General features: G+C 48.9%; 21 protein-coding genes. 3 read left to right on the top strand and 18 right to left on the bottom strand.

Going from position 1 to position 23,302, the window contains the following annotated elements; genetic code table 11:
• Positions 1 to 259: 259 nt before the first annotated feature.
• From ACYVIC_RS10785 to wecB, 12 genes are all read right to left on the bottom strand, one after another.
• Positions 260 to 1,666, bottom strand: coding sequence for a lipopolysaccharide biosynthesis protein (locus ACYVIC_RS10785; protein WP_460859805.1), 1,407 nt, complete (start codon positions 1,664 to 1,666; stop codon positions 260 to 262).
• On the bottom strand, positions 1,656 to 2,792 hold the full coding sequence (rffA, locus tag ACYVIC_RS10780) for a dTDP-4-amino-4,6-dideoxygalactose transaminase (protein ID WP_460859804.1): 1,137 nt from the start codon (positions 2,790 to 2,792) through the stop codon (positions 1,656 to 1,658). Before rffA ends, ACYVIC_RS10785 begins: the two co-directional genes overlap by 11 nt.
• A complete protein-coding gene (locus tag ACYVIC_RS10775; protein ID WP_460859802.1) occupies positions 2,779 to 3,351 on the bottom strand; it encodes an acyltransferase in 573 nt (190 codons plus the stop codon). Before ACYVIC_RS10775 ends, rffA begins: the two co-directional genes overlap by 14 nt.
• 1 nt (position 3,352) lies before the next feature.
• Positions 3,353 to 4,228, bottom strand: a complete 876-nt coding sequence (gene rfbA / locus ACYVIC_RS10770; protein WP_460859800.1) for a glucose-1-phosphate thymidylyltransferase RfbA — start codon at positions 4,226 to 4,228, stop codon at positions 3,353 to 3,355.
• Positions 4,225 to 5,307: a dTDP-glucose 4,6-dehydratase gene (gene rfbB / locus ACYVIC_RS10765; protein ID WP_460859798.1), complete on the bottom strand. Its 1,083-nt coding sequence runs from the start codon at positions 5,305 to 5,307 to the stop codon at positions 4,225 to 4,227. The genes rfbA and rfbB overlap by 4 nt, the downstream gene beginning before the upstream one ends.
• The gene (locus ACYVIC_RS10760) at positions 5,304 to 6,230 is read right to left on the bottom strand and encodes a Wzz/FepE/Etk N-terminal domain-containing protein (protein ID WP_460859796.1); all 927 of its coding nucleotides are present in this window, start codon (positions 6,228 to 6,230) and stop codon (positions 5,304 to 5,306) included. The genes rfbB and ACYVIC_RS10760 overlap by 4 nt, the downstream gene beginning before the upstream one ends.
• Positions 6,231 to 6,244: 14 nt before the next feature.
• Complete coding sequence (locus tag ACYVIC_RS10755) at positions 6,245 to 8,989, bottom strand: SLBB domain-containing protein (protein WP_460859793.1); 2,745 nt, start codon at positions 8,987 to 8,989, stop codon at positions 6,245 to 6,247.
• Positions 8,990 to 9,154: 165 nt separating this feature from the next.
• Entirely contained in the window at positions 9,155 to 10,027 is an 873-nt protein-coding gene (gene rfbD / locus ACYVIC_RS10750; RefSeq protein ID WP_460859792.1) for a dTDP-4-dehydrorhamnose reductase, read from the bottom strand.
• Positions 10,024 to 10,557 carry a dTDP-4-dehydrorhamnose 3,5-epimerase gene (gene rfbC, locus ACYVIC_RS10745; RefSeq protein WP_460859790.1) on the bottom strand — a complete coding sequence of 178 codons (534 nt, stop codon included), beginning with the start codon at positions 10,555 to 10,557 and terminating at the stop codon, positions 10,024 to 10,026. Before rfbC ends, rfbD begins: the two co-directional genes overlap by 4 nt.
• Positions 10,558 to 10,620: 63 nt before the next feature.
• Complete coding sequence (gene tviB / locus ACYVIC_RS10740) at positions 10,621 to 11,898, bottom strand: Vi polysaccharide biosynthesis UDP-N-acetylglucosamine C-6 dehydrogenase TviB (RefSeq protein ID WP_460859788.1); 1,278 nt, start codon at positions 11,896 to 11,898, stop codon at positions 10,621 to 10,623.
• A gap of 86 nt (positions 11,899 to 11,984) precedes the next feature.
• Positions 11,985 to 12,980: an SDR family oxidoreductase gene (locus ACYVIC_RS10735; protein WP_460859787.1), complete on the bottom strand. Its 996-nt coding sequence runs from the start codon at positions 12,978 to 12,980 to the stop codon at positions 11,985 to 11,987.
• Between the two features lie 13 nt (positions 12,981 to 12,993).
• Positions 12,994 to 14,139 (bottom strand): non-hydrolyzing UDP-N-acetylglucosamine 2-epimerase, encoded by a 1,146-nt coding sequence (gene wecB, locus ACYVIC_RS10730; RefSeq protein WP_460859786.1) that lies wholly within the window; start codon positions 14,137 to 14,139, stop codon positions 12,994 to 12,996.
• A 101-nt stretch (positions 14,140 to 14,240) separates the two neighbouring features.
• Here wecB and ACYVIC_RS10725 point away from each other — a divergent pair, with 101 nt between their 5' ends.
• Together ACYVIC_RS10725 and ACYVIC_RS10720 are read left to right on the top strand one after the other, a co-directional pair.
• Entirely contained in the window at positions 14,241 to 14,543 is a 303-nt protein-coding gene (locus tag ACYVIC_RS10725; RefSeq protein WP_460859784.1) for a DUF6170 family protein, read from the top strand.
• An 87-nt stretch (positions 14,544 to 14,630) separates the two neighbouring features.
• Positions 14,631 to 15,974, top strand: a complete 1,344-nt coding sequence (locus ACYVIC_RS10720; RefSeq protein WP_460859781.1) for an MFS transporter — start codon at positions 14,631 to 14,633, stop codon at positions 15,972 to 15,974.
• A gap of 73 nt (positions 15,975 to 16,047) precedes the next feature.
• Here ACYVIC_RS10720 and ACYVIC_RS10715 read toward each other — a convergent pair whose 3' ends face one another.
• Entirely contained in the window at positions 16,048 to 16,371 is a 324-nt protein-coding gene (locus tag ACYVIC_RS10715) for a DUF440 family protein (RefSeq protein ID WP_460859780.1), read from the bottom strand.
• Positions 16,372 to 16,642: 271 nt separating this feature from the next.
• On the opposite strand from ACYVIC_RS10715, the gene rlmA reads away from it, so the two are divergent.
• Positions 16,643 to 17,443, top strand: coding sequence for a 23S rRNA (guanine(745)-N(1))-methyltransferase (gene rlmA, locus ACYVIC_RS10710; RefSeq protein WP_460859778.1), 801 nt, complete (start codon positions 16,643 to 16,645; stop codon positions 17,441 to 17,443).
• Here rlmA and ACYVIC_RS10705 read toward each other — a convergent pair whose 3' ends face one another.
• From ACYVIC_RS10705 to ACYVIC_RS10685, 5 genes are all read right to left on the bottom strand, one after another.
• A complete protein-coding gene (locus ACYVIC_RS10705; RefSeq protein ID WP_460859775.1) occupies positions 17,444 to 18,598 on the bottom strand; it encodes a serine hydrolase domain-containing protein in 1,155 nt (384 codons plus the stop codon).
• 51 nt (positions 18,599 to 18,649) lie between these two features.
• Positions 18,650 to 21,319 (bottom strand): S8 family peptidase, encoded by a 2,670-nt coding sequence (locus ACYVIC_RS10700; RefSeq protein ID WP_460859773.1) that lies wholly within the window; start codon positions 21,317 to 21,319, stop codon positions 18,650 to 18,652.
• A 71-nt stretch (positions 21,320 to 21,390) separates the two neighbouring features.
• Complete coding sequence (locus tag ACYVIC_RS10695) at positions 21,391 to 21,993, bottom strand: hypothetical protein (RefSeq protein ID WP_460859771.1); 603 nt, start codon at positions 21,991 to 21,993, stop codon at positions 21,391 to 21,393.
• Positions 21,994 to 21,996: 3 nt separating this feature from the next.
• Complete coding sequence (locus tag ACYVIC_RS10690) at positions 21,997 to 22,572, bottom strand: sigma-70 family RNA polymerase sigma factor (RefSeq protein ID WP_460859769.1); 576 nt, start codon at positions 22,570 to 22,572, stop codon at positions 21,997 to 21,999.
• 35 nt (positions 22,573 to 22,607) lie between these two features.
• A complete protein-coding gene (locus tag ACYVIC_RS10685; RefSeq protein WP_460859767.1) occupies positions 22,608 to 23,162 on the bottom strand; it encodes an energy transducer TonB in 555 nt (184 codons plus the stop codon).
• Between the last annotated feature and the right edge of the window lie 140 nt (positions 23,163 to 23,302).

The raw sequence follows: 23,302 nt of genomic DNA, 5'->3' as shown, positions 1-23,302 counted from the left end.
AGCGGAAAAAACGCTTTAGGGACAACCTTTAACACAACAGAAGGCACGGCAAAAAGCTGCTGTATAAAGACAACGTCGCCATATTTTCTAGCCTCGCTCAACAGCTCGGGGTGGCTAAATATCTCTGGCTGAGTTAGCAAAATTTTGGTTTTTAATCCCATTTCGTAACGGGATTTTATTAACCTGACAAAAAATGTCTCAATGCCCCCCATTACTAAAGCGCCATATACCAGAAACATAAATTACTTAACCTTAAAAACTATTTGCGCTGCAACAGCAGGAAAAAAAATTTAAAATGCTGACGCCCGTATACCACTACCAGCAATAGCATGCATAGCCAACTTAATGCCCAGTATGAATAGTCTGCACTACTAAACGCCTGAGCGCAGGCTAACGCCAGAAGTGCAGCGCCAATCGCATAAGTTTTTAGTCTGGCGAAAGATCGCCATAACAGTGCAGACATTTCCGTTCTAAACACAAATAACAAGTAGAAACTTATCGCGGTAGCAATTGCGGCACCGGATATGCCAAATTGCGGCGTCAACCACAAGTTAATTAGCAAATTGATAACCAATGCCAGGCAGGACGCAAGCAAAACATGGAATGTTTTTCGCGTTAAATGTAAGCCAACAACCGTTATTTCAGACAAAGTAAAAAACAGCGGGTATGCAAAACAGCACACTAAAATAAACTTAACAGCATGGTATTGTTCAGGAAGTACAAAATCTATTAACCAGGCACACAACCCAACAAGACAAAAGGCCGCAAATATAACAGTGGCAAGTGCGGAAAATAGTGCATCGAACTGCTCAGTATGATTTTCTATACCTTCTTTCTCCCAGCGGTATACGACCGGAGACCAGATAGCAGAAAATACCACTTGTAAAATGCCCGCTGCGAGCGCCAGGCTCGATGCCACAGAAAAAATGCCAACCGCGGTCATATCAGCCCAATATGATAGCGCAAGCCGATCCATCGACACCAAGGCCCAAAAAGTCAGATTCGATACCACCAGCGGAAAGCCAAAAGTGAACAGTTTTTTTAAAACCGGCCACTCTAACGTCTCAACTAACATAGCCAACCAAACCTTTCGGGTATAAAACAGCATAATGCAACTTAAGCAGGCAATAGCAGCAAACTGCGCTGCAGCGACTGACAGAAATCCCGAGACTGCGCCACTGAGATAAAACGTCACTATCAGTAGCATAAAACCGAGCTTTGGCAGAAATTGGCAAAGTGAATACATTAACGCGTTTTGTTGCATTCTAAAGTAATAACCAACAAACAGATTAGCTAGAATAAAGTATCCTACGACGGCGTAACTGAGCGCCAATAAACTATACTCTGCTCCAGAAAATTGCATAAAATCAGTCAGGTAAAATGTAATCAACAAAAATAACAGCATAGTTAAAAAAGCAAAACCCGGTACCACGCAATGCTTCAACAACTTAGCATGATTGTTGAAATTGTAATATTCCCTGACATACGCCTGATCAAAACCGAATGCAAATATGAGCGAAATCAGACTAATACCAATATTCAGTAAACTGTAACTACCGACCACGTCTGGCGTATATAGCCACGCCAGCATGGGAAGTGTAATTAAACCAATCAATGCCGCGCCAATAGGACCCAGTGCATAAATAACTAAGGTTTTAAGGTTCACTAAAGAATGCCTTTACACTATTAATAACATGGAGTTGTTGCTGATCGTCCAAGCTAAAAAATAGTGGCAAACGCACTAAACGCTCACTTTCCGCCGTGGTATAAACATCGACACCGTGCATAACACCAAATTTACTGCCGCCCGGCGCACTGTGTAACGGCACATAATGGAATACCGCCGTAATATCCTGTTGTTTCAGATAGGCTAACAAGCGGGTTCTGAGGTCGATATCCTGCACTTTGATATAAAACATGTGGGCGTTGTGCTGGCAGTCTGCCGGAATTACCGGTAAGTCGAGAATTTTTGCATCTTGCAACGGTTTCAGCGCCTGGCAGTATTTTTGCCAAATTGCCATGCGTTTGGCAGAAATTTGTTCGGCTTCAACTAACTGGCCATATAAATAAGCTGATTGCAGTTCTGATGGCAAATAGCTGCTGCCAACATCTACCCAAGTGTATTTGTCTACCATGCCTCGGAAAAACTGACTACGGTTAGTACCTTTTTCGCGGATAACTTCAGCCCGCTGTACAAAAACCGGATCATTGATAACCAGCAAGCCACCTTCACCGCCACTGGTAATATTTTTGGTTTCGTGAAAGCTAAATGCCGACATATGGCCTTTGATACCAACCGGCTGATCTTTATAAAACGCGTCAAAACCCTGGGCCGCATCTTCAACCACGTATAAGTTGTGCTTAGCCGCGATGGCCATAATGGCGTCCATGTCACAACTAACGCCGGCATAGTGCACAGGCACTATCGCTTTGGTTTTGGCAGTAATGGCAGCCTCAATCAGGGTTTCATCAATATTCATTGTATCGGGACGAATATCAACAAACACAATTTTGGCCCCGCGCAGTACAAACGGATTAGCCGTGCTAACAAAGGTGTAGCTTGGCATTATCACTTCATCGCCTGGCTGCACATTGATTAATATTGCGGCCAATTCCAGCGCATGGGTGCATGAAGGCGTAAGTAGCGCCTTGGCGCAGCCTAAGCTTTGTTCAAACCATTTTTGGCATTTTAAGCCGTAAGGGCCATCACCTGATTGCTTGGCACTGCGCATTGCGTCCAGTACATATTGATCTTCTGCTCCGGTGTAAGGCGGCATATTAAATGGGATCATTTTTTATCTCTCTTAGAAACTGCTGTTCCAGCTGTAACAAGTCGCGCTTGCGCTCTTTTAACCGCTTCGCCGGGATACCGGCATAAATACCCCAGGGCTGCGTGCTTTTAGTAAGCAACGCCATAGCGCCTACCGAGCAGCCCTCGGCTAAAGTAACGCCCGGCATAATAATAGCGCCGGCACCAACAACGGTTTGCCTGCCCAAGCTTACTGGTGCAAACAGCTCTTTTTTATATTTTTTCGGAATGAGTGAGTTAACCATGGTCTCACCGGAGTAATCGTCAGACTGGGAAAATATTTTTACCCCATACGCCAATGTACAGAAGTCGTCTAACGCAATGCCGGGTGTACCGCCAGCAATCAGACACATGGGGGTAATATGACAAAAACAGCCGATGCTAACCTTACCGGAGACAATACAAAAATCATCAATGCGGCTGTTATCACCTATGGCAATTTGCTCAGGATCGTAAATAGCCGCTTTGTCGCTAATTTTTACGTTTTTGCCCAGCGCTTTAAAGCCTAAAGCATCCAGCTGAGACTGCGTTAAGTAGGCCATATTAACCTTTATGCTCAGCAGCAATTTGCATCAGATACTGACCATAAGTATTTTTACCGGCTTTTTCTCCGGCACTGTATAGCTGCTGACGATTAAGCCAACCGTTATAGAAGGCAATTTCTTCCAGCGCGGCAATTTTATAGCCCTGGCGGTGCTCAATGGTTTGCACAAAAGTGCTGGCATCGAGCAAACTTTCAAAGGTACCGGTATCCAGCCAGGCAAAGCCGCGGCCTAAAATTTCCACATTCAGCTTACCTTGCTCAAGATAGCGCAGGTTAACACAGGTAATTTCCAACTCGCCGCGCTCAGAGGGGGCGATACTTTTGGCAATATCAATAACATCGTTGTCGTAAAAATACAGCCCGGTAACAGCACAGTTGGATTTTGGCTTTAGCGGTTTTTCTTCAATCGAAATGGCTTTGTAGTTCGAATCAAATTCCACCACACCGAAGCGCTCGGGGTCTTTTACCTGATAGGCAAATACCGTAGCGCCTTGCGCTCTGGCCGCAGCTGATTTTAATTTTGGGCTAAAACCAGGGCCATAGAAAATATTGTCACCAAGTACCAGACAAACACTGTCATTGCCGATAAATTTTTCACCAATGATAAACGCCTGTGCCAGGCCATCAGGGCTTGGTTGCACAGCGTAATTCAAATTGATGCCAAAATCGCTACCGTCACCCAGTAAACGCTGAAACGCCGGCTGATCTTCGGGCGTAGTGATAATTAAAATATCGCGAATACCGGCCAGCATTAACACCGACAACGGATAGTAAATCATCGGCTTGTCGTATACCGGCAGTAACTGTTTAGATACACCACGGGTAATCGGGTACAAGCGGGTGCCCGAACCGCCGGCTAGTATAATGCCTTTCATTTATCTGAGCTCCCCTGCCCTAAACGCTCCAATGTGTAGCTGCCGTCCAGTACTGCCTGCCACCAGGTGTTGTTTGTCAGAAACCATTGCACGGTTTTACGTAAACCACTATCAAAGGTTTCTTGTGGCTGCCAACCAAGTTCACGCGCAATTTTGCTGGCGTCTATGGCGTAGCGCAAGTCGTGGCCGGGCCGATCCTGAACATAAGTTATTAGTGATGAGTGTTGAGTGTTGAGTGAGTAACCGCGTTGATGCATTGGTACCAGCTCGTCCATTAGTCCACAGATGGCGTGCACCACTTCGATGTTCTGCTTTTCGTTGTGGCCACCGATATTGTAGGTTTCGCCGACCTTGCCTTCTGTCACCACCTTGTATAAGGCACGGGCATGGTCTTCGACATACAGCCAGTCACGGATTTGGTTACCCTTGCCATACACCGGCAACGGTTTACCGGCCAGCGCGTTTAAAATGACCAGCGGAATGAGCTTTTCCGGAAAGTGATAAGGGCCATAGTTATTTGAGCAATTGGTTATTAGCACCGGCAGGCCATAGGTACGATGCCAGGCGCGCACTAAATGATCCGAGCTGGCCTTGCTGGCCGAATAGGGGCTGCTGGGCATATAAGGCGTAGTTTCGGTAAATAAATCATCAGTACCGTGCAAATCGCCGAATACTTCATCGGTAGAAATATGGTGAAAGCGAAATGCCGCTTTGCGCGCTGCATCCAGCCCGCTCCAGTAACTACGCGCCACTTCAAGCAGGGTGTAAGTGCCAACGATATTGGTTTCGATAAAAGCTGCCGGGCCGTCTATTGAGCGGTCGACATGGCTTTCGGCAGCCAGGTGCATAACCACATCGGGTTGATGCTGAGCAAAAACCCGCTCTAATTCCGCGCGGTTACAAATATCGACTTGTTCAAAGCTGTAGCGCGCGTTATTCGCTACTGGCGCTACAGAAGCCAGATTGCCAGCGTAAGTTAGTTTATCTACATTAATAACGCTAGCTTTAGTATGTTCGATAATATGGCGTACGACTGCTGAGCCGATAAAGCCAGCTCCACCTGTTAGTAACACTTTCATTGTTCTTTCTTCATTACCAGTCTGATCATCAGAAAACCAACTCCGGCGATAAACACCACCATGGCGGCACCTATTACCATTACTGCTCTGCCGGGTTTGTATTTACGTTCGGGTACCACAGCGGCATCTACCGTTTCCAGTATATATTCCGGTTTTACATTGGCCAGCATCAGGGTTTTGGTTTGCTCTTCAATTAACTGATACAACACGGTTTTAATTTCAGTGATCTTGGTATCAGCCACCTGCTGCTCCAGATAACTGATACTGGACTGCGCTTCACTGATATCACGCTGGCGCATATCATCGTTAAGTTCAGCAACGATGGCACTTACCCAATTTTGTGATATAGCAGGCGAAACATGCTGAAAGGCAATTTTAATCATACCGCTGGCTTTGTCCTGGTTAACGGTAAGGTTATCCAGAAACACTTCGTGTGCTTCAAGCAGACTAGGCTTGGGCTGCTTTGGCCATTTAACCTCACGCACCCACTCGCCGGTATCGGCATTGTAAATATCGGCGTCAATTATCAGTTGGTCATTCTCAGGCTGCCAGCCTTCTACTGCCATTAAAGGCACTAAAATCTGGTGCTTTTCGGCGAATTTAAAAAAGAACTCGCGTGACTTGAGCTTCTCCAACGCTATGGCAGTTTTATTATTATCACCTTTACCCAGGCTTACACCTGCTAATGACGCCAGGCCACCTAACTGGCCCGCCAGGCTGCCAAGCTTACCGCCGGCACCGTCGGTTACCGGGGTAACCAAAGCTTCTGCCCGATAAATATTGGGTAACGTCAGGCTGTAAAATGCCATGGCTACGGCAACCAAAAACGAAGCGCCACATAACCAGATTTTATTGCGCCATATTTCGCCAAACAATTCATTTAAGCCGATTTCATCGGCGGCAGTACTTAACTCGTTATTCATTGTTGTTCCGTCTGCTAGAAATTATTCAGCGCTGCTAAAGCAACTGCACTCTGATAGAAAATTTGTGTTACCTGTGCCCACAGACTTAAGTTGTCTTTATATTCAGTGTCCAGTGGCGCCACTATGGTATCGCCGGCTTTCAGGCTATTTTTGCTCACGCTGAACCAGTTACTTTCCGGTACCATAACCGAGCCGTCGGCACGAATAACATAGACACGATCTTTATCGGCGCGTTTACGAAAGCCTCCGGCCAGCTTTAAGTAGTCATTGAGCATAAGGCTATTGGCAAAACGGTGGCTACTGGGATGCTGTACTTCGCCGACGATAGAAATAGTGTTATTTACCCTGGGAATATGGAGTTTGTCGCCGTCTTCTACCGGTAGGTCAGCTGCCGGATCGCCAGCCATCACAAGTGGCAGGTTAATTACCAGACGCCCGACTGGTTTTACTTTTTCTATTTCGCTGATCATGGTTATGGCATCTTCTGGCGAAATACGAACGGTTTCGCTGGATAGTGATTTTGCCGCGATATCTGCGCGCAATTGCTCGGTCAGCTTTTTCAATTGTTGCGTTTCGCGCTCACGAATTTGCTCACGGGTAAACAATGGGCCTTCAACAAAAGCATTACTGGTAACGCCGCCAGCCCGGGTTAGCACGTCCGATAGCATTTCACCTTGTTGAATGGTGTAAACACCCGGAAAACGCACTTCGCCGGTAAGCTCTATAGTGCGGTCCAGGTTCCATTCTGGTACCGGAAATACATTTAACCGATCACGGCTATTTAGCGCTAAGCTTTGCTGGCCACTGAGCATGGCAGCTAAGTCTATTGTAGTGTGTTGTACCTGCAAGCCGCGGGCGGCGTCTGTGCGGGCCTGTGCCCGTGACAATTCGGCACGGCGCAAAAAAGCAGAGTCTTTCAGGCCGCCGGCTGCGTCAATTAAGTCACGCACATCACCATTTTTGGCCAGTGGATACTCGCCTTCTACCAGTACCTCGCCACTGACACTCACTACCAGGGGTTCAGCACCATTGCGGGCTTGTAAGCGCAGCTTCTCCAGCACCGGATATAGCAACTCGGTGCGGCTAAGGTGCGGTGTCAGCTTTATCAGCTCGGGGTCATCCAGTACGTGTTGTAACAAATAACTGAAGCTTTCTTTTAACGCTTTTTGTTGATCGGGTTTAGCAATGTCTTCGGGGAATAAACGCGAGCCGGCATTTTTCAGATCTTTAATATCTTCGGCTAAACGCTCCTCGGTAAGCTCGTCTTTTTCTGACATTAACCGGAAGCCCTCTTCGGCTAAATCCAGTTGGTTTAACCAGCGTAACTCTATGGCAATATCAAAACGTTTCTCCAGCGCATCGCGTAGATATTTGTTCAGTGCCTGACGCTGATAGGTTTGCTGCGCATGGTGAAATACGATGACGGTGTCACGCGCCTGCAAGGCGATATTTTCGCTACCGCCGGGCGTGTTTATTGCGTCAGCTAAGCGAAACTGCAGCACTTCCAGCTCGCCCAGCGCATTGACTTCACGCAGCACTATGCCGTAGTTAAGGTCGGCGCTGCGTTGTAAGTCTGACCAACGTGAGCCAAGTAAATCAGTAATACGCAAGCCCTGGCGCCAGGCATGAATACCCGGCCTGGCTACAGCACCAGCCAGGGTAACGGAGTTTTTTACCTGTGGAGAAGTGGCACCAATACGCAACACATCACCGGCACGGGCCGTAATTTGTTGCTGGGTTTTGTCGGTTAGGTCGACACTGAGGAAGTCGCGCAGGTTCTGCGCATTAAAACGCTGCAATACCGCCTGCTGCGGGTAAGCACCAGGCTTGGCGCCACCGGCCATATTAAGTAAGTCGATTAAGGTATCGTCTGCGCTAACTTCGTAAAGCGCCGGGCGATGCACTTCACCGGCTACTTCAGCTATTGCCGTAACAGGCGCAATAAACACCACATCGCCGTCTTTTAAATGCAGGTTTACTCTGGCGTCGCCTTTTAACAGTAAGGCATATAAATCAAAACTGGCGGCTGCTTGCCCGGCACGTTGTACCGAGATATTGCGCAAGCTACCTATTTCGCTAACGCCGCCAGCGGCGTATAAGGCATGGGTAACTGAACTTAACGCCGGCAAGTTGTAAGAACCCGGATATTTTGCTTCACCGGCAATAAGTACGTTAATGCTGCGCAGTGTGCCCATACTAACGGCCACATCTGTGCCAAGCAATTGCTGACGTACACGCTGAATAATCAGCTCACGGGCGTCGGCATAACGCAAGCCAGACACTTGTACCGCGCCCATTTCAGCGATACTAACCGCACCGTCGCGGTTAACTTCTGTTTTAAGTTCGCGGTTTAATTTACCAAACAGTTGCAACAATAACTTATCTCCCGGCCCCAGGATGTAGTTATCCGGCACCGGCAGATTTTTTACCGGTGCAAATACTGAACTTGCCTCGTCAAACATATTGAGGCCAAAGCGTTTTGGCTTGCCATCATCTTCCGGCTTTTTCTTTTCCTGCTGCTTTCTGCGTTGTGAGCGGTTGGCTTGCTCGTTGTCGCTGGTTTCAGTATCAGATTGCGCGCTACCATCGAGCCCAAGCTCACTAACATCGATACCATATTGTTTAGCTAATTGTTCTTGTTGTGCTTTAGGCAGCTGCTTAAATTGTTCCATCATGGCGGGGGTGACGGTTTGTGCTGCCGTGTACAGCGGCAAGACAAAAAACAAGAAAAATGTTAAATATTTAACGAAATTAACCACTCGTCGCTCCGGTTCTTATAAATATATTGTGCTCTGCAGTGGGCCTGAAACAGAAAATCTATCCTTATTTCTGTACGTGCTTTCAGGCCGGGCCAGGTTGTGAATTCTATAGGCTTTGTTGCTGATTATCGAACTTTTTTTACCGGCAATCTTGTCAATATTTGTTTATTTAGCCAATTTATTTACATACAGCGCCAACTCTGTACGCCAATCTGGCGCAGCCAGCCTGAATCGCTGCTGAAACAGCCCCATATCCAGACAGGAATAGGCCGGGCGGCGCGCTAAAGCGCCGGGAAAAGGGCTTGAAATAGCGCTTAGCTGATTGAGATGCTCAGGCGCTGCAAGCTGGTAAATAGCGTGGGCAAAGTCATACCAGCTGCAATAGGGGTAACCGGAATAATGATACAAACCGTAAGGCAACTGACCGCTTAGCGCGTACTGTTGCGCCAGCTGACAAATGGCCTGCGCCAGAGCACGGGCAGGTGTAGGGCCACCAAACTGATCCTGCACTACGGTTGTAGGCAGAGCTCGTTGTGCCCGGCGCCAGATGGTGGTAACAAAGTTGTGGTTTATGTCGCTAAACAGCCAGCTGGTTCTTAGCGTTATATATTTTTGCGCCTGCTCTGCAGCTTGCTCTGCCAGCTGTTTAGATTTGCCATATTGATTTAGTGCGCCGGTGTTATCCTGCTCGGTGTAAGGGCGGGTGTTGTTGCCATCAAACACATAGTCACTGGAAAGACTGATAAGCAAACAGCCATGCTGCCGGCATAGCTGAGCCAGTTGCTGAACCGCTGTTACATTTACGCTGTGGCACAAGGCACTGTGAAGCTCAGCCTGATCCACTGCAGTATAGGCAGCGCAGTGCAACACAATATCAGGCCGGTAAGTATTAAACAGCTGTTTAAGCGCGATAGTGTCGGCAATATCCAGCACTGCACGGTTGCAGGCCAACAGGCTAAATTGTGTCAGGCCGGCAAACTGTTGTTGCAACACCTGCCCCAACTGGCCGTCACTGCCCGTCAGCAGTATTTTTATCATCGGAAAACCTGCTCAAAATCAGCTGCTGCGGCATCTTTAGCTGAACGGATTACGGTTTTAACCGGCCAGCTAATATTTAACGAGGCGGAAAAACAGCAGAAACTGCCCTCGTCCGCACTCTGATAATAGGCAGAGGTTTTATACATAACATCGGCAACATCTGACAGCACCAAAAAACCATGGGCAAAGCCGGGTGGCAGCCACAGCTGATGGCCATTGTGCTCGCTAAGTACTATGCCCTGCCATTTACCAAAGCTGGCTGAGCCCGGGCGAATGTCTACCGCGACATCAAAAATCTCGCCGCGAAGCACGTAAACCAGCTTGCCTTGCGGTGCATTGCGCTGAAAATGCATACCACGTAACACATGTTTTACTGAGCGCGACCAGTTGTCCTGTACCAGGGGTTGGCTAATGCCTGCTGCGGCATAGTCTGCCGCACGGAAGGTTTCCTGAAAAAAGCCGCGATTATCCTGATAACGCTCAGGTTGCAGCAATATGCAATCGGGTAAGCTGGCGGGTAGTATTTTCATTAGTTTGCGTTTTACAGCATGCTTAGGCAGATTACAGGCCCGCGGGTAATGGGCCTGCTGCAACTACAGCCGCAAATCGGCATCGGCTTTGTCCAGCACGTACTTTAAGTCATAAAGTACACTGTCGCTCTTGCCGAAGGCGCGCACACCGCCCGCGCCAAGCTGACGGAATTGCTGATGCCCTACCGCCAGAATAATAGCGTCGTAGCTGCCTTGCTCTGGTTGTGCCGTCAGGCTGATACCATATTCGTGCAACGCTTCGCTGGCATCAACCCAGGGGTCGAACACGTCGGCACTAATACCGTATTCGGTAAACTCATTAAGAATATCAACCACCTTGGTATTGCGAATATCAGGGCAGTTTTCTTTAAAAGTTAAGCCCATAACCAACACTTTGGCGCCACTTACCTGGATGCGGCGCTTTATCATGGCTTTTACCAGCTCGCTAACTACATAACCGCCCATGCTGTCGTTAATGCGACGACCTGCCAGTATAACCTCGGGGTTATAGCCAATAGACTGGGCTTTATGGGTTAAATAATATGGATCAACACCAATGCAGTGGCCGCCGACCAGCCCAGGCCTAAATGGCAGAAAATTCCACTTAGTGCCTGCAGCCAGCAACACTTCTTCAGTGTCGATACCCAGTTTGTTAAAGATCACGGCCAGCTCGTTAATCAGGGCAATATTTAAATCGCGCTGTGTGTTTTCAATGACTTTGGCCGCTTCAGCTACCCGGATACTACTGGCTTTGTAAGTGCCGGCAGTAATGATACTGGCGTAAAGGTTATCGACAACATCGGCGATATGCGGTGTTGAACCCGAGGTGACTTTTTTAATGGTGGTAACGCGGTGTTCTTTATCGCCAGGGTTAATGCGCTCTGGGCTGTAACCGGCAAAAAAGTCGACATTATATTTAAGGCCACTGATGCGTTCGATCACCGGAATACAGTCGTCTTCGGTGGCACCCGGGTATACTGTCGATTCGTAAATTACGATGTCGCCCTGTTTAACCACCTTGCCAAGTGTTTCTGAGGCCTTGATCAATGGGGTTAAATCGGGTTGGCGGTGCTTATCGATTGGTGTTGGCACGGTAACTATGTACACATTGGCCTGGCGTAAATCGTCCAGGTTGCTGCTGTAACGCAGTTGCTCTGCCTGTTGCAACTCGGCAGCACTGACTTCCAGCGTATGATCCTGGCCTTGTTTTAGCTCGCTTATACGGGCCTGATTAATATCAAAACCCAGTGTCGGGTAATGTTTACCAAATTCTACTGCCAGCGGCAGGCCAACATAGCCCAAGCCAATAATGGCGATTTTTGTATCGGTTATTTGTGACATGCTAAGTATCCTGTGTAAGTCCTTTTACCCTGATTATTGTGCGATATTTTTGCTGCTAGATTAATGCTAAAAACAGTACTGCTGAGTTATTGCTGCTGAATATACCACTGCATGGCCAGCGCCAGGCCGTCGCGCAGACGGTATTGTGGTGCATAACCGAGCATTTTTTGTGCTTTACTAATATCAGCTTGTGAATGACGCACATCGCCCTGGCGAAACGGCGCATATAGCGGCGTTTTGCTGTACTGTACACCGTTGTCACCGAGACTTGCTGCTATCGCCGCAAACAGCTCGTTTAACGTAGTACGGTCGCCCAGCGCAACATTGAAGACTTCACTTTGGCTGACATCGGCCAGCGCGGCTTTTATATTGGCTTCTACCGCATTAGCAACAAAACAGAAGTCGCGGCTGGTTTCACCATCGCCGTTTATCTGCACGTCCTGATTAGCGATCATGGCGGCGGTCCATTTTGGGATCACCGCTGCGTAAGCGCCGTTTGGGTCCTGGCGTGGGCCAAACACGTTAAAGTACCGAAGGCCTATGCTATGGAAACCATAGCTGCGTGAAAACACGTCAGCGTAAAGCTCGTTTACATATTTGGTAATGGCATAAGGTGACAAGGGCTTGCCAATCACATCTTCCACTTTAGGTAGCGCCGGGTGATCGCCATAAGTAGAGCTGGAGGCAGCATAAACAAAACGTTTAACCGCGGCATCACGTGCAGCCAGCAACATATTTAAAAAGCCGCTTATGTTAGTGGCATTGCTGGTTACCGGATCAGCGATTGAGCGCGGCACTGAACCCAGCGCGGCCTGATGCAGCACATAGTCAACGCCATTGCAGGCTTGCCGGCACACTTCCAGGTCGCGGATATCGCCATTTATAAATTGAAAACGAGCCCACTGCTGCGGGCTAACCAGCGCTTTAACTTCGTCCAGATTACGCTGATGTCCGGTGGCAAAGTTATCCAGCCCCACTACGTGCTGGTCAGCTTTTAGTAGCGTTTCGAGTAAATTTGAACCAATAAAACCGGCACAACCGGTAATTAACCAGCGCTGCGACGCTGTAAGTAACGTAGGCATATTATTCAACTTGTTAAATCTTACTGTCAGAGACGAAGGTGGCAGATTTTATCACGTCAATTATGTGCTGACACGCCTTACCATCGCCATAAGGGTTATGTGCAAAGCTCATGCTGTCATAATAACTGCTGTCGCTAAGCAAGCGGCTTACTTCAGCAACTATTTTATTGCTGTCAGTACCAACCAGTTTAACCGTGCCGGCGGCTACTGCTTCCGGGCGTTCAGTGGTGTCACGCATTACCAGCACTGGCTTACCCAGCGACGGTGCTTCTTCCTGAATACCGCCCGAATCAGTTAATACCAAGGTAGCGCGGCTCATTAAATAGACAAAAGGCAGATAGTCCTGCGGCTCTATCAGATGAACGTTGGGGGCATCAGACAGCAGACGGAACACCGGTTCGCGCACATTGGGATTTAAATGTACCGGATAAACAATATCGCAATCGGCAAACTGCTGCGCAATCTGCTTTAACGCCGCACATATATTCTCAAAACCACCACCAAAGCTCTCGCGCCGATGCCCGGTAACCAGAATTAACCGGCGCCCGTGCTGGCCGTAAGGAAATTTAGCGGCAAAGCTGTCACACAGCGTCTTATCATTGTCGATTTTTGCCACTACCTGCAGCAGTGCATCGATAACCGTATTGCCGGTAACAAATATCTGTTTTTCGCTAACCTGTTCGTTTACTAAGTTCTGCTTTGATGTTGCTGTTGGTGCAAAATGAAACCGGGTGATAACACCGGTTAATTTACGGTTGGCCTCTTCGGGCCAGGGGCTGTAAATGTTGCCGGTGCGCAAACCTGCTTCTACGTGGCCAACGGCAATTTTTTCATAGTAACAGGCCAGTGCCGCTGCAAACGTCGTGCTGGTATCACCGTGTACCAACACCACATCGGGTTTAAAGTCTCGCAGTACGGTTTTAATATTCAGTAATATGCTGGTAGTAACATCGTATAAATCCTGGCCGGCTTTCATAATAGCCAGATCGTACTCTGGGGTGATCTCAAACAGTTTTAATACCTGATCCAGCATTTCCCTGTGCTGACCGGTAACGCAAACCCGGCTGTCAATGCCGCTTTGCTGTTTTAACAAATTAACCAGCGGCGCCATTTTTATCGCCTCTGGCCGGGTACCAAAAACGCTGAGAACTTTAATCATCACAGATCCTTATTGTGCTGTTAGCGTAAAGCTTACCAAAAGCCCTTTTAAAGCGATAGAGATAACCGCTAAACTAGCGCCCTGATTGTGAGGAGCCAAATATGCTTTATTTTAACAGCCGCAGTATTCCGCAGCTTGCCGGACTAAACTTTGAACAGCGCATGCAGGTGCTGCGTAAAGCTGCAGACAACCTGCCTGTGCCAACTAAAATAACGCTGAACATTATTAAACTGCTGGTATTAGTACCGCTGTTTTTGTTAATTGCCCGTGCAGATGGCTGGGCTATAGCAGGCTATGCGGTGCTGTTAGTACTGATTTATCCTTTGATCACCCGGCCGTTAACTTTTGCGCTATGTCAAAAGCAACTGAGCACAATACGACACTCCCTGTATCCAAAACAATGATTGCTAAGCGCTATGCCCTTGGCTAGAGTGGTGTTTGCGTTATAACTGCAGGGCTAAGTACCCTTTAATACTGAGATAATAATAATTATGTCTGCTATTCCCGTTTCTGGCTTACCGCAGCCTACCGCTTTCTACCGCTGGATGGTATTGGTGTTTGTAAGCCTTGCCATGTTTGGCAATTACTATATTTATGACTCACTATGGCCAGTTGTCGATTTGTTGCGTGAGCAGCGTGATTTTAGCTATCAGCAAATAGGCTGGTTATCAACGGCGTACAATATTGCCGCGTTACTAGTGCTGCTGCTCGGTGGCTACATTATTGACCGCTGGGGTACTAAAAAAGCGATTACGCTGTTTGCGCTGATATGCATGGCAGCGGCTGCGTTGACAGCATTTAGCCCAGACTTTGAAACGATGTTTGCCGGTCGTTTTTTGCTTGGTATTGGTGCCGAGCCACTTATTGTTGCCGCCACCACGGTGCTGGCAAAGTGGTTTAAAGGTAAAGAGTTAAGCTTTGCCTTTGGTATCAATTTGTCGATATCACGCTTAGGATCAGCTTCTGCAGATTGGTCTACTTCATACGCCAGCCCGCTGTACACCAACTGGCAAGATCCGTTATGGCTGGCTACAGCCGTAGCAGGCATTTCGGTTAGCGCGGCTATTTTGTATTGGCTGATGGAGCGTCGTGCAGAGGGCCGCTACCAGCTACAAGTGTCTGAAAACACAGAGAAGCTGGATTTTAAAACCATGTACAAGTTCAGCCCATCCTATTGGTACATTGTGGCTTTGTGCGTGGTGTTTTATGCCACAGTGTTTCCATTTCGCAGTTTTGCCATTGACTACTTTCAGCAGGCACACCAGTTAAGCCGCGAGGCTGCTGGCTTACTAAGTAGTTTACTGCCAGTTGCCGCCATTATTGCCACGCCGCTGTTTGGTTTATGGGTAGACAAAGTGGGTAAACGCGCTTTATTTATGGCTATCGGCTCATTAACAATGCTGCCGCTATTTTTGGTGGTAACCTACGTGCCGGCTGGGCCGGATGTTGCGCTGACAATCCCGTTTATTGGCAGTGCTGCTGTTCCGCTGACACTGTTGTTGGTTATTTTAGTGTTAGGCGTGGTGTTTTCGCTGATCCCGGCGGTAATGTGGCCATCGGTGGCGTATATCGTGGCCGGGCATCGTTTAGGGTCGGCTTATGCACTAATGACGTTTTGCCAACAAATTGGCTGGGCAATAGTGCCGTTGGCGGTGGGTTGGTTAAATGACATTTATCAGGCCGGGCCGGACAATGCGGCTGGTTATACACCAGGAATGTGGTTTTACACCGCTTTAGCAGGCCTGGGGCTATATTTTTCTTACAAGTTGTGGCAAACCGAGCGCGGGCCACATGGCCATGGATTGGACAATATCCGCACCAACAACGTCAACTGAAAACCGCAGTATGCAGATAAGGGGAGGCAGATGGCCCCCCCTTGTATACAAATCGCTGCAGCAGGTTTAATGTCTAGTGATTACGCCATTGAGCATGACAGAGTGATTCGTATTTTTCGCGGCTTAATAAAATGCGAGCCAGTACCATGTCGGCTTCGCCATTTTCGCCACTTAAACCAATTTGCGCTTCAAAGTGCAGCTCGGGCTCGAGGTCTTGCATCATAATCTCTACCCAGTCTTCGCCCGGAGGTACTAAGTCGACATAGCCCCGGTTTTCATAGTGTTGCTGATACAGTGTATAGTCGGCCGCAGACAGGTTTTCTGCGGCCAGTTCTTCAAAAATATCAAAGGCGTGGTCACATAATTCGTCCAGCGTCCACAGTTCTAAATCTTGCATTGGTGCTCCGTAAAATTAGCTATAAGTATTCGCCGGGATAGCTGGCCGGTTAGAACCTGCTGCGCACAGCCGGAGAGTGTCTGAGCGAGCCTTGTGTGAGCGAGTTGCTCCGGCGAGCACAGCAGCGTTGTAACGCAAGGCCAGCGGTTAAGCTGCAGTTTATGCCTTGCTTAACGATATTGCCCGCCAGTATAGCAAGGCTTTGGCGAAAACACTGCTGTGCTGCTACACTAGCGGCCTTTTTCTAGCCACAACCCGGCCTTAACTGACTATGTATCTTTGTCCGCTTTGCCAGCAACCGCTAAACCTTAGCGGCGCACAATATCTGTGTAGTAACCGCCATAGTTTTGATGTGGCCCGCGAAGGCTATGTTAACCTGCTGCCGGTGCAGCAAAAAAACTCCAAAGACCCCGGCGACAATAAAGACATGATGCAGGCGCGGCGGGAGTTTTTGCACGCCGGCTGGTATGCCGCTCTGGCTGAGCGCGTTAGTCAGACATTAGCAGAGCTTAAACCCGCCAGAGTGCTTGATTTAGGCTGCGGTGAGGGCTACTACACCAACATGCTTAAACAAGCCCTGCCGCAGGCTCAGGTGTATGGTGTCGATATCTCAAAAGCGGCCATTAAGTTTGCCGCCAAAGCCAACCACAGTATTAACTTCAGCGTAGCCAGTGCTTATCAGCTGCCGTTTGCCGCTAACAGCTTTGATGCTGTCGTGCGTATTTACGCACCGTCCAAAGCAGAAGAGCTGCAACGTTTAATAACAAACACTGGCTACTTGCTAACCGTGACACCAGGACCGGCGCATTTAGTACAAATAAAACAAGCGATATACGACGATGTGCGTCTACATGATGACACTGTGGCCGAGTTAAGTGGCTTTGTGCACCGCAAGCGTGAGCGGCTGCAATTTGAACTTAATTTTACCCGGCCCGAGCAATTACTGGCATTAGTGCAGATGGTACCGCTGGCGTGGAAATTTAACGCAGCAGAAAAACAGCAATTTGCGCAGCGCCTGCCGGCTATCAGTGTAGATTTTCTGCTGGATCTGTATCAGCGCTGCAATGACTAGCTACTCTGCTTGTTGTAGCTCCTGCTGCTGTTGGCGTATTGCCGACAAAAAACTGGACCAGAAATACGTGCCAAGCTCGTTAATAAGATTAGACTCGGCGTTCATCAGCATTACCAGCCCCAGCTGATGCTCACGGGAATAAGCAATTTCAGCACGGTAACCCTGCACCCAGCCGCCGTGATATAACAGTGTGTCCTGGCCAAACTGATACACGCGCCAACCCAACGCATAGTGTGCATCGGTCAGATAACGACGCCACTCTTTGCGCCTGAGATCACGACGGGTTTTAACTTTCTTGCCAGTAATACTGGACAGTACTTCGTTTGATAACACCTGTGGCTGATGGCCGAGCTGGGCGATAAGCCAATAACCTAAATCTATTGCACTGGCATTAACACCTGCCGCCGGACCAAAATGATAATAACTTTCAGCCACTTTAACCGGATGCCATTTACCGCGCGCACGCACGTGGGGAGAAGCACGGTTTTCAGTACTAAAAAAGCCATCCAGCCCCACCGAGGCTGTGGGTAATTGCAACGGCGCAAATATACGTTCCTGCAGTTGCTCGGCGTAAGTTTTACCGGTGCGTTTTTGTATTACCGGCTCAATCAGGCTGAACAACACATTTTGGTAGCCATAGCATTGGCCTGGCGGGCACAGGGGATCAATCTTACCGAATTGGGGTAAAATGCGTTGTAGCGGTACATTGGCTTCAATCAGGTTGTCATAAGCATTTGGCATCACACCGGTACTTTGTGACAATAAATGCTCTAACTTCAGCTGGTTATTATACTTTTTAGTTTTAAACGAAAACTCAGGCAAATAATCTACCAGTTTATCGTCCAGGCTAAAGTGCCCTTCGGCAGCCAGCATACTGGCCAGGCTACCGGCAAAGGTTTTTGACACCGAGGCGATACGAAACACGGTGTAAGGGTCAACCGGGGCATCGCTGCCCTTCAGTCGCACACCAAAACCAGCGGTGGCAATAATACGGTTGCCCTGCACTATGGCATAAGCTGCACCGGGTATATCGTGCCCGGCCAACTGCTTTGCATAGTGCTGATCAAAATCGGCAATAAGCGGCGCAAGCGTCGGCTCAGCAGCACTGTTGCCGGCTACAATAAGGCACAAAATGGCCAGAAAATACTGCTTCACAATTAACCTTTTATGCTAAAAACGGCGCTGAGCCGGTATCCGGGCGCCATTCTATTGGCTTTGAGCACGCTTGCCAAGCTTGCGTGTCCACAGTAGCAACAAAGCGAGCAGCGCAAATGCACCCATAGAGCCACCACCGCTTTCGCCACCGGCGGTGTTACCCGAGCCACCGCTGTTAGCTAATGGCTGCACTGTAACCACCACTTCCGCACTGCTGCTGGCGATGCCGTCGGTGGCGGTAAAACGAAAACGCAAAACGGTACTGCTAATTACCGCTGGTGCCGTAAAGCGCGGATTAAGCTCAGAAGTATTGCTTAAATTTACTGTCGAACCACCGATTTGCTGCCATTGATAATGCAGTACATTAAACTCAGCATCGCTGGCACTGGCTTGCAACTGCACCACAGAACCACTGTTAACCGTTTGGTCGTTGCCCGCCGATACCTGCGGCGGCGTGTTAGTACAGCCAGTATTAATTTGCAGTGTAGCAATGGCTGCCAGCCAGTTACCAAACTGTTGGTTTGCCGGCGCGCACAGGCTGGTATCGTTAAAGCGGAAATCCTGCATCAAGGCTAAATCAGCCAGACTCTGCGGCAAAATACCGATGAAGTTGTTGTCAGACAGCCAAAGCACCTGCAGTTGCGACAGTTGGCCGAAGGTTTGTGGTAGTGAACCACTGAACTGGTTGCCTTCCAGATACAACTGTTGCAGGTTAGCCAGATTGCCTAAACCCGATAGCACAGCACCACTAAAGCGGTTGGTTGACACATCCAGCAACTGCAAGCGGGTTAAATTACCCAGCGCCGCTGGCAGCTCGCCGCTAAAGGCGTTTTGCTGCAATACCAGGCTTTGCAATTGTGATAGCTGCAGTAAGCCAGCCGGAAAACCACCCTGCAGGTTATTGTCGCTGATATCAAATACGGTTAATGCTGTCAGCTGATTTAGTGCTGAGGGCAGTTGGCCATTAAGATTATTGCCAGCCAGACTAATGTCAGTTACCCGGCCATTACTGCAACTTACCCCATGCCAACTACAGGGCGTAGCTGTTAACAACCAGTTTTCGTTATTATTCCAGTGCTGGCCCTGAGTGTCGTAAAACAGCTCTACCAGCGCATCGCACTCTGTAGGGGAAATTTCGGATACCGCGTTGACGGCGCAAAAATTATTATTGCGACTACGCAGTTGTACCTGGCCATCAGGGAAATTCAAGGTCGTTGCAGTGCCATCAAACAACCAACCTCCACTATAAATACCGTCGGCGGCTTGCGCGTCTTGCTGCATACCCTCGTCATTTAACGCTACTGCCTGCTGTGCCGGCCCGGCACTGACGGTAGGCGGCACGCTATCTCCGAAACAACTTAGGCTTAGCACCTGCACATCAACAACATCGCCGGCCTGAAGGTACAGCAATTCTGTTAAGGGGCTGACCCGGCGTTGCAAGACGCCTTCAGTACAGTCGATTGCACCCTGTGTGTTGCCACCTGCAGCCAATAGCAGACGGCCGGTCATAGTTTGCGTGGCAATATCAGTATCGGCGGCTGCCGCACCGGTTATCAGTATACGGTTGCGCAGCGCTGTCATGCCCAGCGCTGGCTCGTAGGCCGCAACCAGTGCTGCCACACCACTCACGACAGGCGCAGCCATAGAGGTGCCACTGGCTTGTACGTAACCTCCTCCGGTTTGCGCCGCAGCTAGCGCAACGCCAGGCGCTGACAGGTGCACCCAGTCGCGGCCATAATTAGAAAAATCGGCAATAGCGCCTTGTTGATCATGCGCTGCGACACTGATGATATTTGCCAGGTTGAAGCCTGCCGGGTAAAAACGGGCTGAACTGCCATCGTTACCGGCACCGGCGATGAACAAAATACCGGCATCACGCTGTGCTGCAATAGCGTTATACAACGCTTGCGAAAAACCACTGCTACCCCAGGAATTATTGGTAGCTACGATATTCACGCCGTGATTTTGCTTTAAATCCAGCACGTAGTTCAGACAGCTAATAGCATCACTGATAAAACCCTCGCCATTTTTGTCCATAAAACGACAAGGTAAAATTTTACTCTGCCAGCTAACACCGGCGATACCTTCAGCATTGTCTGTTACCGCGGCAATAATGCTGGCAACCTGGGTGCCGTGGCCGTCTTCATCCATTGGATCGCTGTTGCCATCAGCAGGGTTAATGCCATAGATATCATCAACGTAACCATTGTTATCATTGTCTATGCCATCAGCGGCAATTTCGTTGGGGTTTTGCCAGATATTAGCGGCTAAATCAGGATGGTTGTAGTCGACACCGGTGTCAATTACTGCAATAACCTGCTGTGCGTCGCCAGTAGTGAGATCCCAGGCGACGGGAGCGTTAATACCAAAACTGCCATTAAGGTGCCACTGCCGGGCAAATTGTGGATCGTTAGGGATAACGGTTTTATGCACCAGCAAATCAGCTTCTACCGTTAATACACCGGGGATCTGGCGTAAGCGCTGCATTTCCTGTTGTAAATCTGCGCCGTCAGTAAGGTTTGCCACAACGATATCGGGCAGCTGAGAAAAACGCTGCCAGGCGGCCTGCTGGCCTGTACCTGCAGTTTGTACCCGCATCAGTTGGTCAGCCTGTTGTGGTTCAACGGTAATGAGCAGTCGTTGTTGTGCCGCCAATGGCGCACTGCACAACAATAGCAGGGCGCTAACAATACAATTAGGTGTTAAGAACCGGGCTTTCATAGTCATTGCTCTTGCACATAGCGTAATACCACTAATACTACGGTATTACGCCACAAAAAGAGCAAACTTTTTCAGCTATGCGGACACAATAATGCTTGCGTAGCAGGTTGTATCGCCACCAGTTGGCCGCGTGAATTGCTGATAAACTCCACCCATTGCGGCGGTTGCGCCTGACGCACCGCGGTTGGCATTTTAAGTTGCGCCAGTAGTTCAGTATCAATGGTTAACAGTAATTCATTGCAGACGCTAATTTGCCAATGTTGCTGTTGCTGGCGCAGCAAGCCAACCTGGTGGTGAAACACCTCAGTGTGCTGCGCTGATGCCAAATATTGCTGATATTCAGTTTCTGCCGTACCGGCGGCCTTAACGTTACTAACGCTGTGTTGCTGCACCTGACGATATTGTGCGCTCTGTGTTACGTCTATCTGATAATATTGCCTTGCAGCAGGCTGGGGCTGAACTAACAGATAGCCCATAACCAGCATCAAAACGCTACAAACTGCCAGCTGCGCAGTGCGCCAACTAAAGCGCCAGGTTGGCTGCTTACCAGACGCTGCGCGGTGCACTGCTGTCTGATATATTGCCTGGCGCACATGTTGCGGCAACGGATGCAACGCTTTGTCATGCTGATATTGCTGCTGTAGCTCCTGTTCACGCTGTTGCGGTGTTGTCATAGCTTACTCCTGCCCTTTCACACTGCTGCACTGTTGTAAAAATTGCCGGGCGTAACGCAGACGGCTTTTTACCGTTTCAGCTGGCTGCACAGTTATCTGACAAATTTCAGTTAATGAAAACCCTTCAAGCTGCAGCATTAACGCTTCGCGCTGTGCAAAGGGTAACGCTGCCAACCACTGACTAAACTGTAACTGGTACCGGTTGTTTGCCAACTGCTCAGCCAGGCAAAGCTGCTCAGTGCTGGTGTCGTCCGGCAGCGGCTGCCACTGCCAGCGCTGTAAGCGACGCAGCTCATCTATCAGGCAGTGACGTGCCATACTAAACAGCCAGGTTTTAAAGCTGCTTTGCCCGCTGAAGGCGGCCTTTTGATTCACCAGTTTTAACCAGCATTGCTGGCTGATATCTTCAGCCAGTGCCCGATCAGACTGACGCAGCAAAAAGTGATACAGCGCATCACCATACAAGGCAACCAACTGCTCCAGCGCGCTAACGTCAGAATGATGTATATAACGGCTATACAGTTGCTCTGCGGTTAAATCTGGCTGACTACTGCCCTGCCAAAAAAAGGATAATGCCATACAAAGCTCCTTTTACTGCCGTATTACTGATCAGACTAGTTGTTGTCCAGACTAAAATCGAGTTGAACCTGCAAACCAGTTTGTTTTATCGCTACTCCATCCAACCGTTTAGGTTGATACTTCCAACGCTTTAGTGCGGCTATGGCCTCTTTATTAAAGGTTCTGGCCGGCTCCGCCTCCAGCACTTCAACATCAGTGACAGCGCCGGACTCATCAATACTAAAACCCAGCTTAACCCAACCGCTGATACCATCACGCGCTGCATTAACCGGATAGCGCGGCTCTATACGCACCAATGGTGTTGCAGCTTTGTCGGTGTGCGTTAGCGTTGTACGCCCGGAAGCTTTTGGTAATAACGGCGCGTTAAATTTAAACCCATGCGAAGTTATCATTACCACGTCGACAGGATCCGGTGTTACTACTGGTAAATCCCGCGGTTTTATATCAGGCTTTTGCGGCATTGATTGCCTTACCAGCATTTCGGTTTCTTTCACCGGTTCATACAAGGCAACCGGCGCTGTCGCTACTTGCTGAACTGGTCCGCTAGCTTTTACAGCAATTAGCTGTTGCATGGCAGCAAATAATGCCAATGTTACCGCCAACGCGCCGACGCCAGCTAAAACAAATCTGGCACCGGGTATACTCTGTGGTTGTGCTTGTTGTACTAAATAACTGTTCCAAACAGTAGATCACTAAAAAGAAGGAACTCAACGCGGTTTACGCGATCAGA

Source organism: Rheinheimera gaetbuli, from assembly GCF_054781935.1.
This window is presented reverse-complemented; position numbering and strand designations above follow the sequence as displayed.

Coding starts and splice junctions, on each gene's coding strand:
- rffA (WP_460859804.1), bottom strand. CDS start 2,792: ATGATCCCATTTAATATGCCGCCTTACACCGGAGCAGAAGATCAATAT.
- ACYVIC_RS10775 (WP_460859802.1), bottom strand. CDS start 3,351: ATGGCCTACTTAACGCAGTCTCAGCTGGATGCTTTAGGCTTTAAAGCG.
- rfbA (WP_460859800.1), bottom strand. CDS start 4,228: ATGAAAGGCATTATACTAGCCGGCGGTTCGGGCACCCGCTTGTACCCG.
- rfbB (WP_460859798.1), bottom strand. CDS start 5,307: ATGAAAGTGTTACTAACAGGTGGAGCTGGCTTTATCGGCTCAGCAGTC.
- ACYVIC_RS10760 (WP_460859796.1), bottom strand. CDS start 6,230: ATGAATAACGAGTTAAGTACTGCCGCCGATGAAATCGGCTTAAATGAA.
- rfbD (WP_460859792.1), bottom strand. CDS start 10,027: ATGATAAAAATACTGCTGACGGGCAGTGACGGCCAGTTGGGGCAGGTG.
- rfbC (WP_460859790.1), bottom strand. CDS start 10,557: ATGAAAATACTACCCGCCAGCTTACCCGATTGCATATTGCTGCAACCT.
- tviB (WP_460859788.1), bottom strand. CDS start 11,898: ATGTCACAAATAACCGATACAAAAATCGCCATTATTGGCTTGGGCTAT.
- ACYVIC_RS10735 (WP_460859787.1), bottom strand. CDS start 12,980: ATGCCTACGTTACTTACAGCGTCGCAGCGCTGGTTAATTACCGGTTGT.
- wecB (WP_460859786.1), bottom strand. CDS start 14,139: ATGATTAAAGTTCTCAGCGTTTTTGGTACCCGGCCAGAGGCGATAAAA.
- ACYVIC_RS10725 (WP_460859784.1), top strand. CDS start 14,241: ATGCTTTATTTTAACAGCCGCAGTATTCCGCAGCTTGCCGGACTAAAC.
- ACYVIC_RS10720 (WP_460859781.1), top strand. CDS start 14,631: ATGTCTGCTATTCCCGTTTCTGGCTTACCGCAGCCTACCGCTTTCTAC.
- ACYVIC_RS10715 (WP_460859780.1), bottom strand. CDS start 16,371: ATGCAAGATTTAGAACTGTGGACGCTGGACGAATTATGTGACCACGCC.
- rlmA (WP_460859778.1), top strand. CDS start 16,643: ATGTATCTTTGTCCGCTTTGCCAGCAACCGCTAAACCTTAGCGGCGCA.
- ACYVIC_RS10700 (WP_460859773.1), bottom strand. CDS start 21,319: ATGAAAGCCCGGTTCTTAACACCTAATTGTATTGTTAGCGCCCTGCTA.
- ACYVIC_RS10695 (WP_460859771.1), bottom strand. CDS start 21,993: ATGACAACACCGCAACAGCGTGAACAGGAGCTACAGCAGCAATATCAG.
- ACYVIC_RS10690 (WP_460859769.1), bottom strand. CDS start 22,572: ATGGCATTATCCTTTTTTTGGCAGGGCAGTAGTCAGCCAGATTTAACC.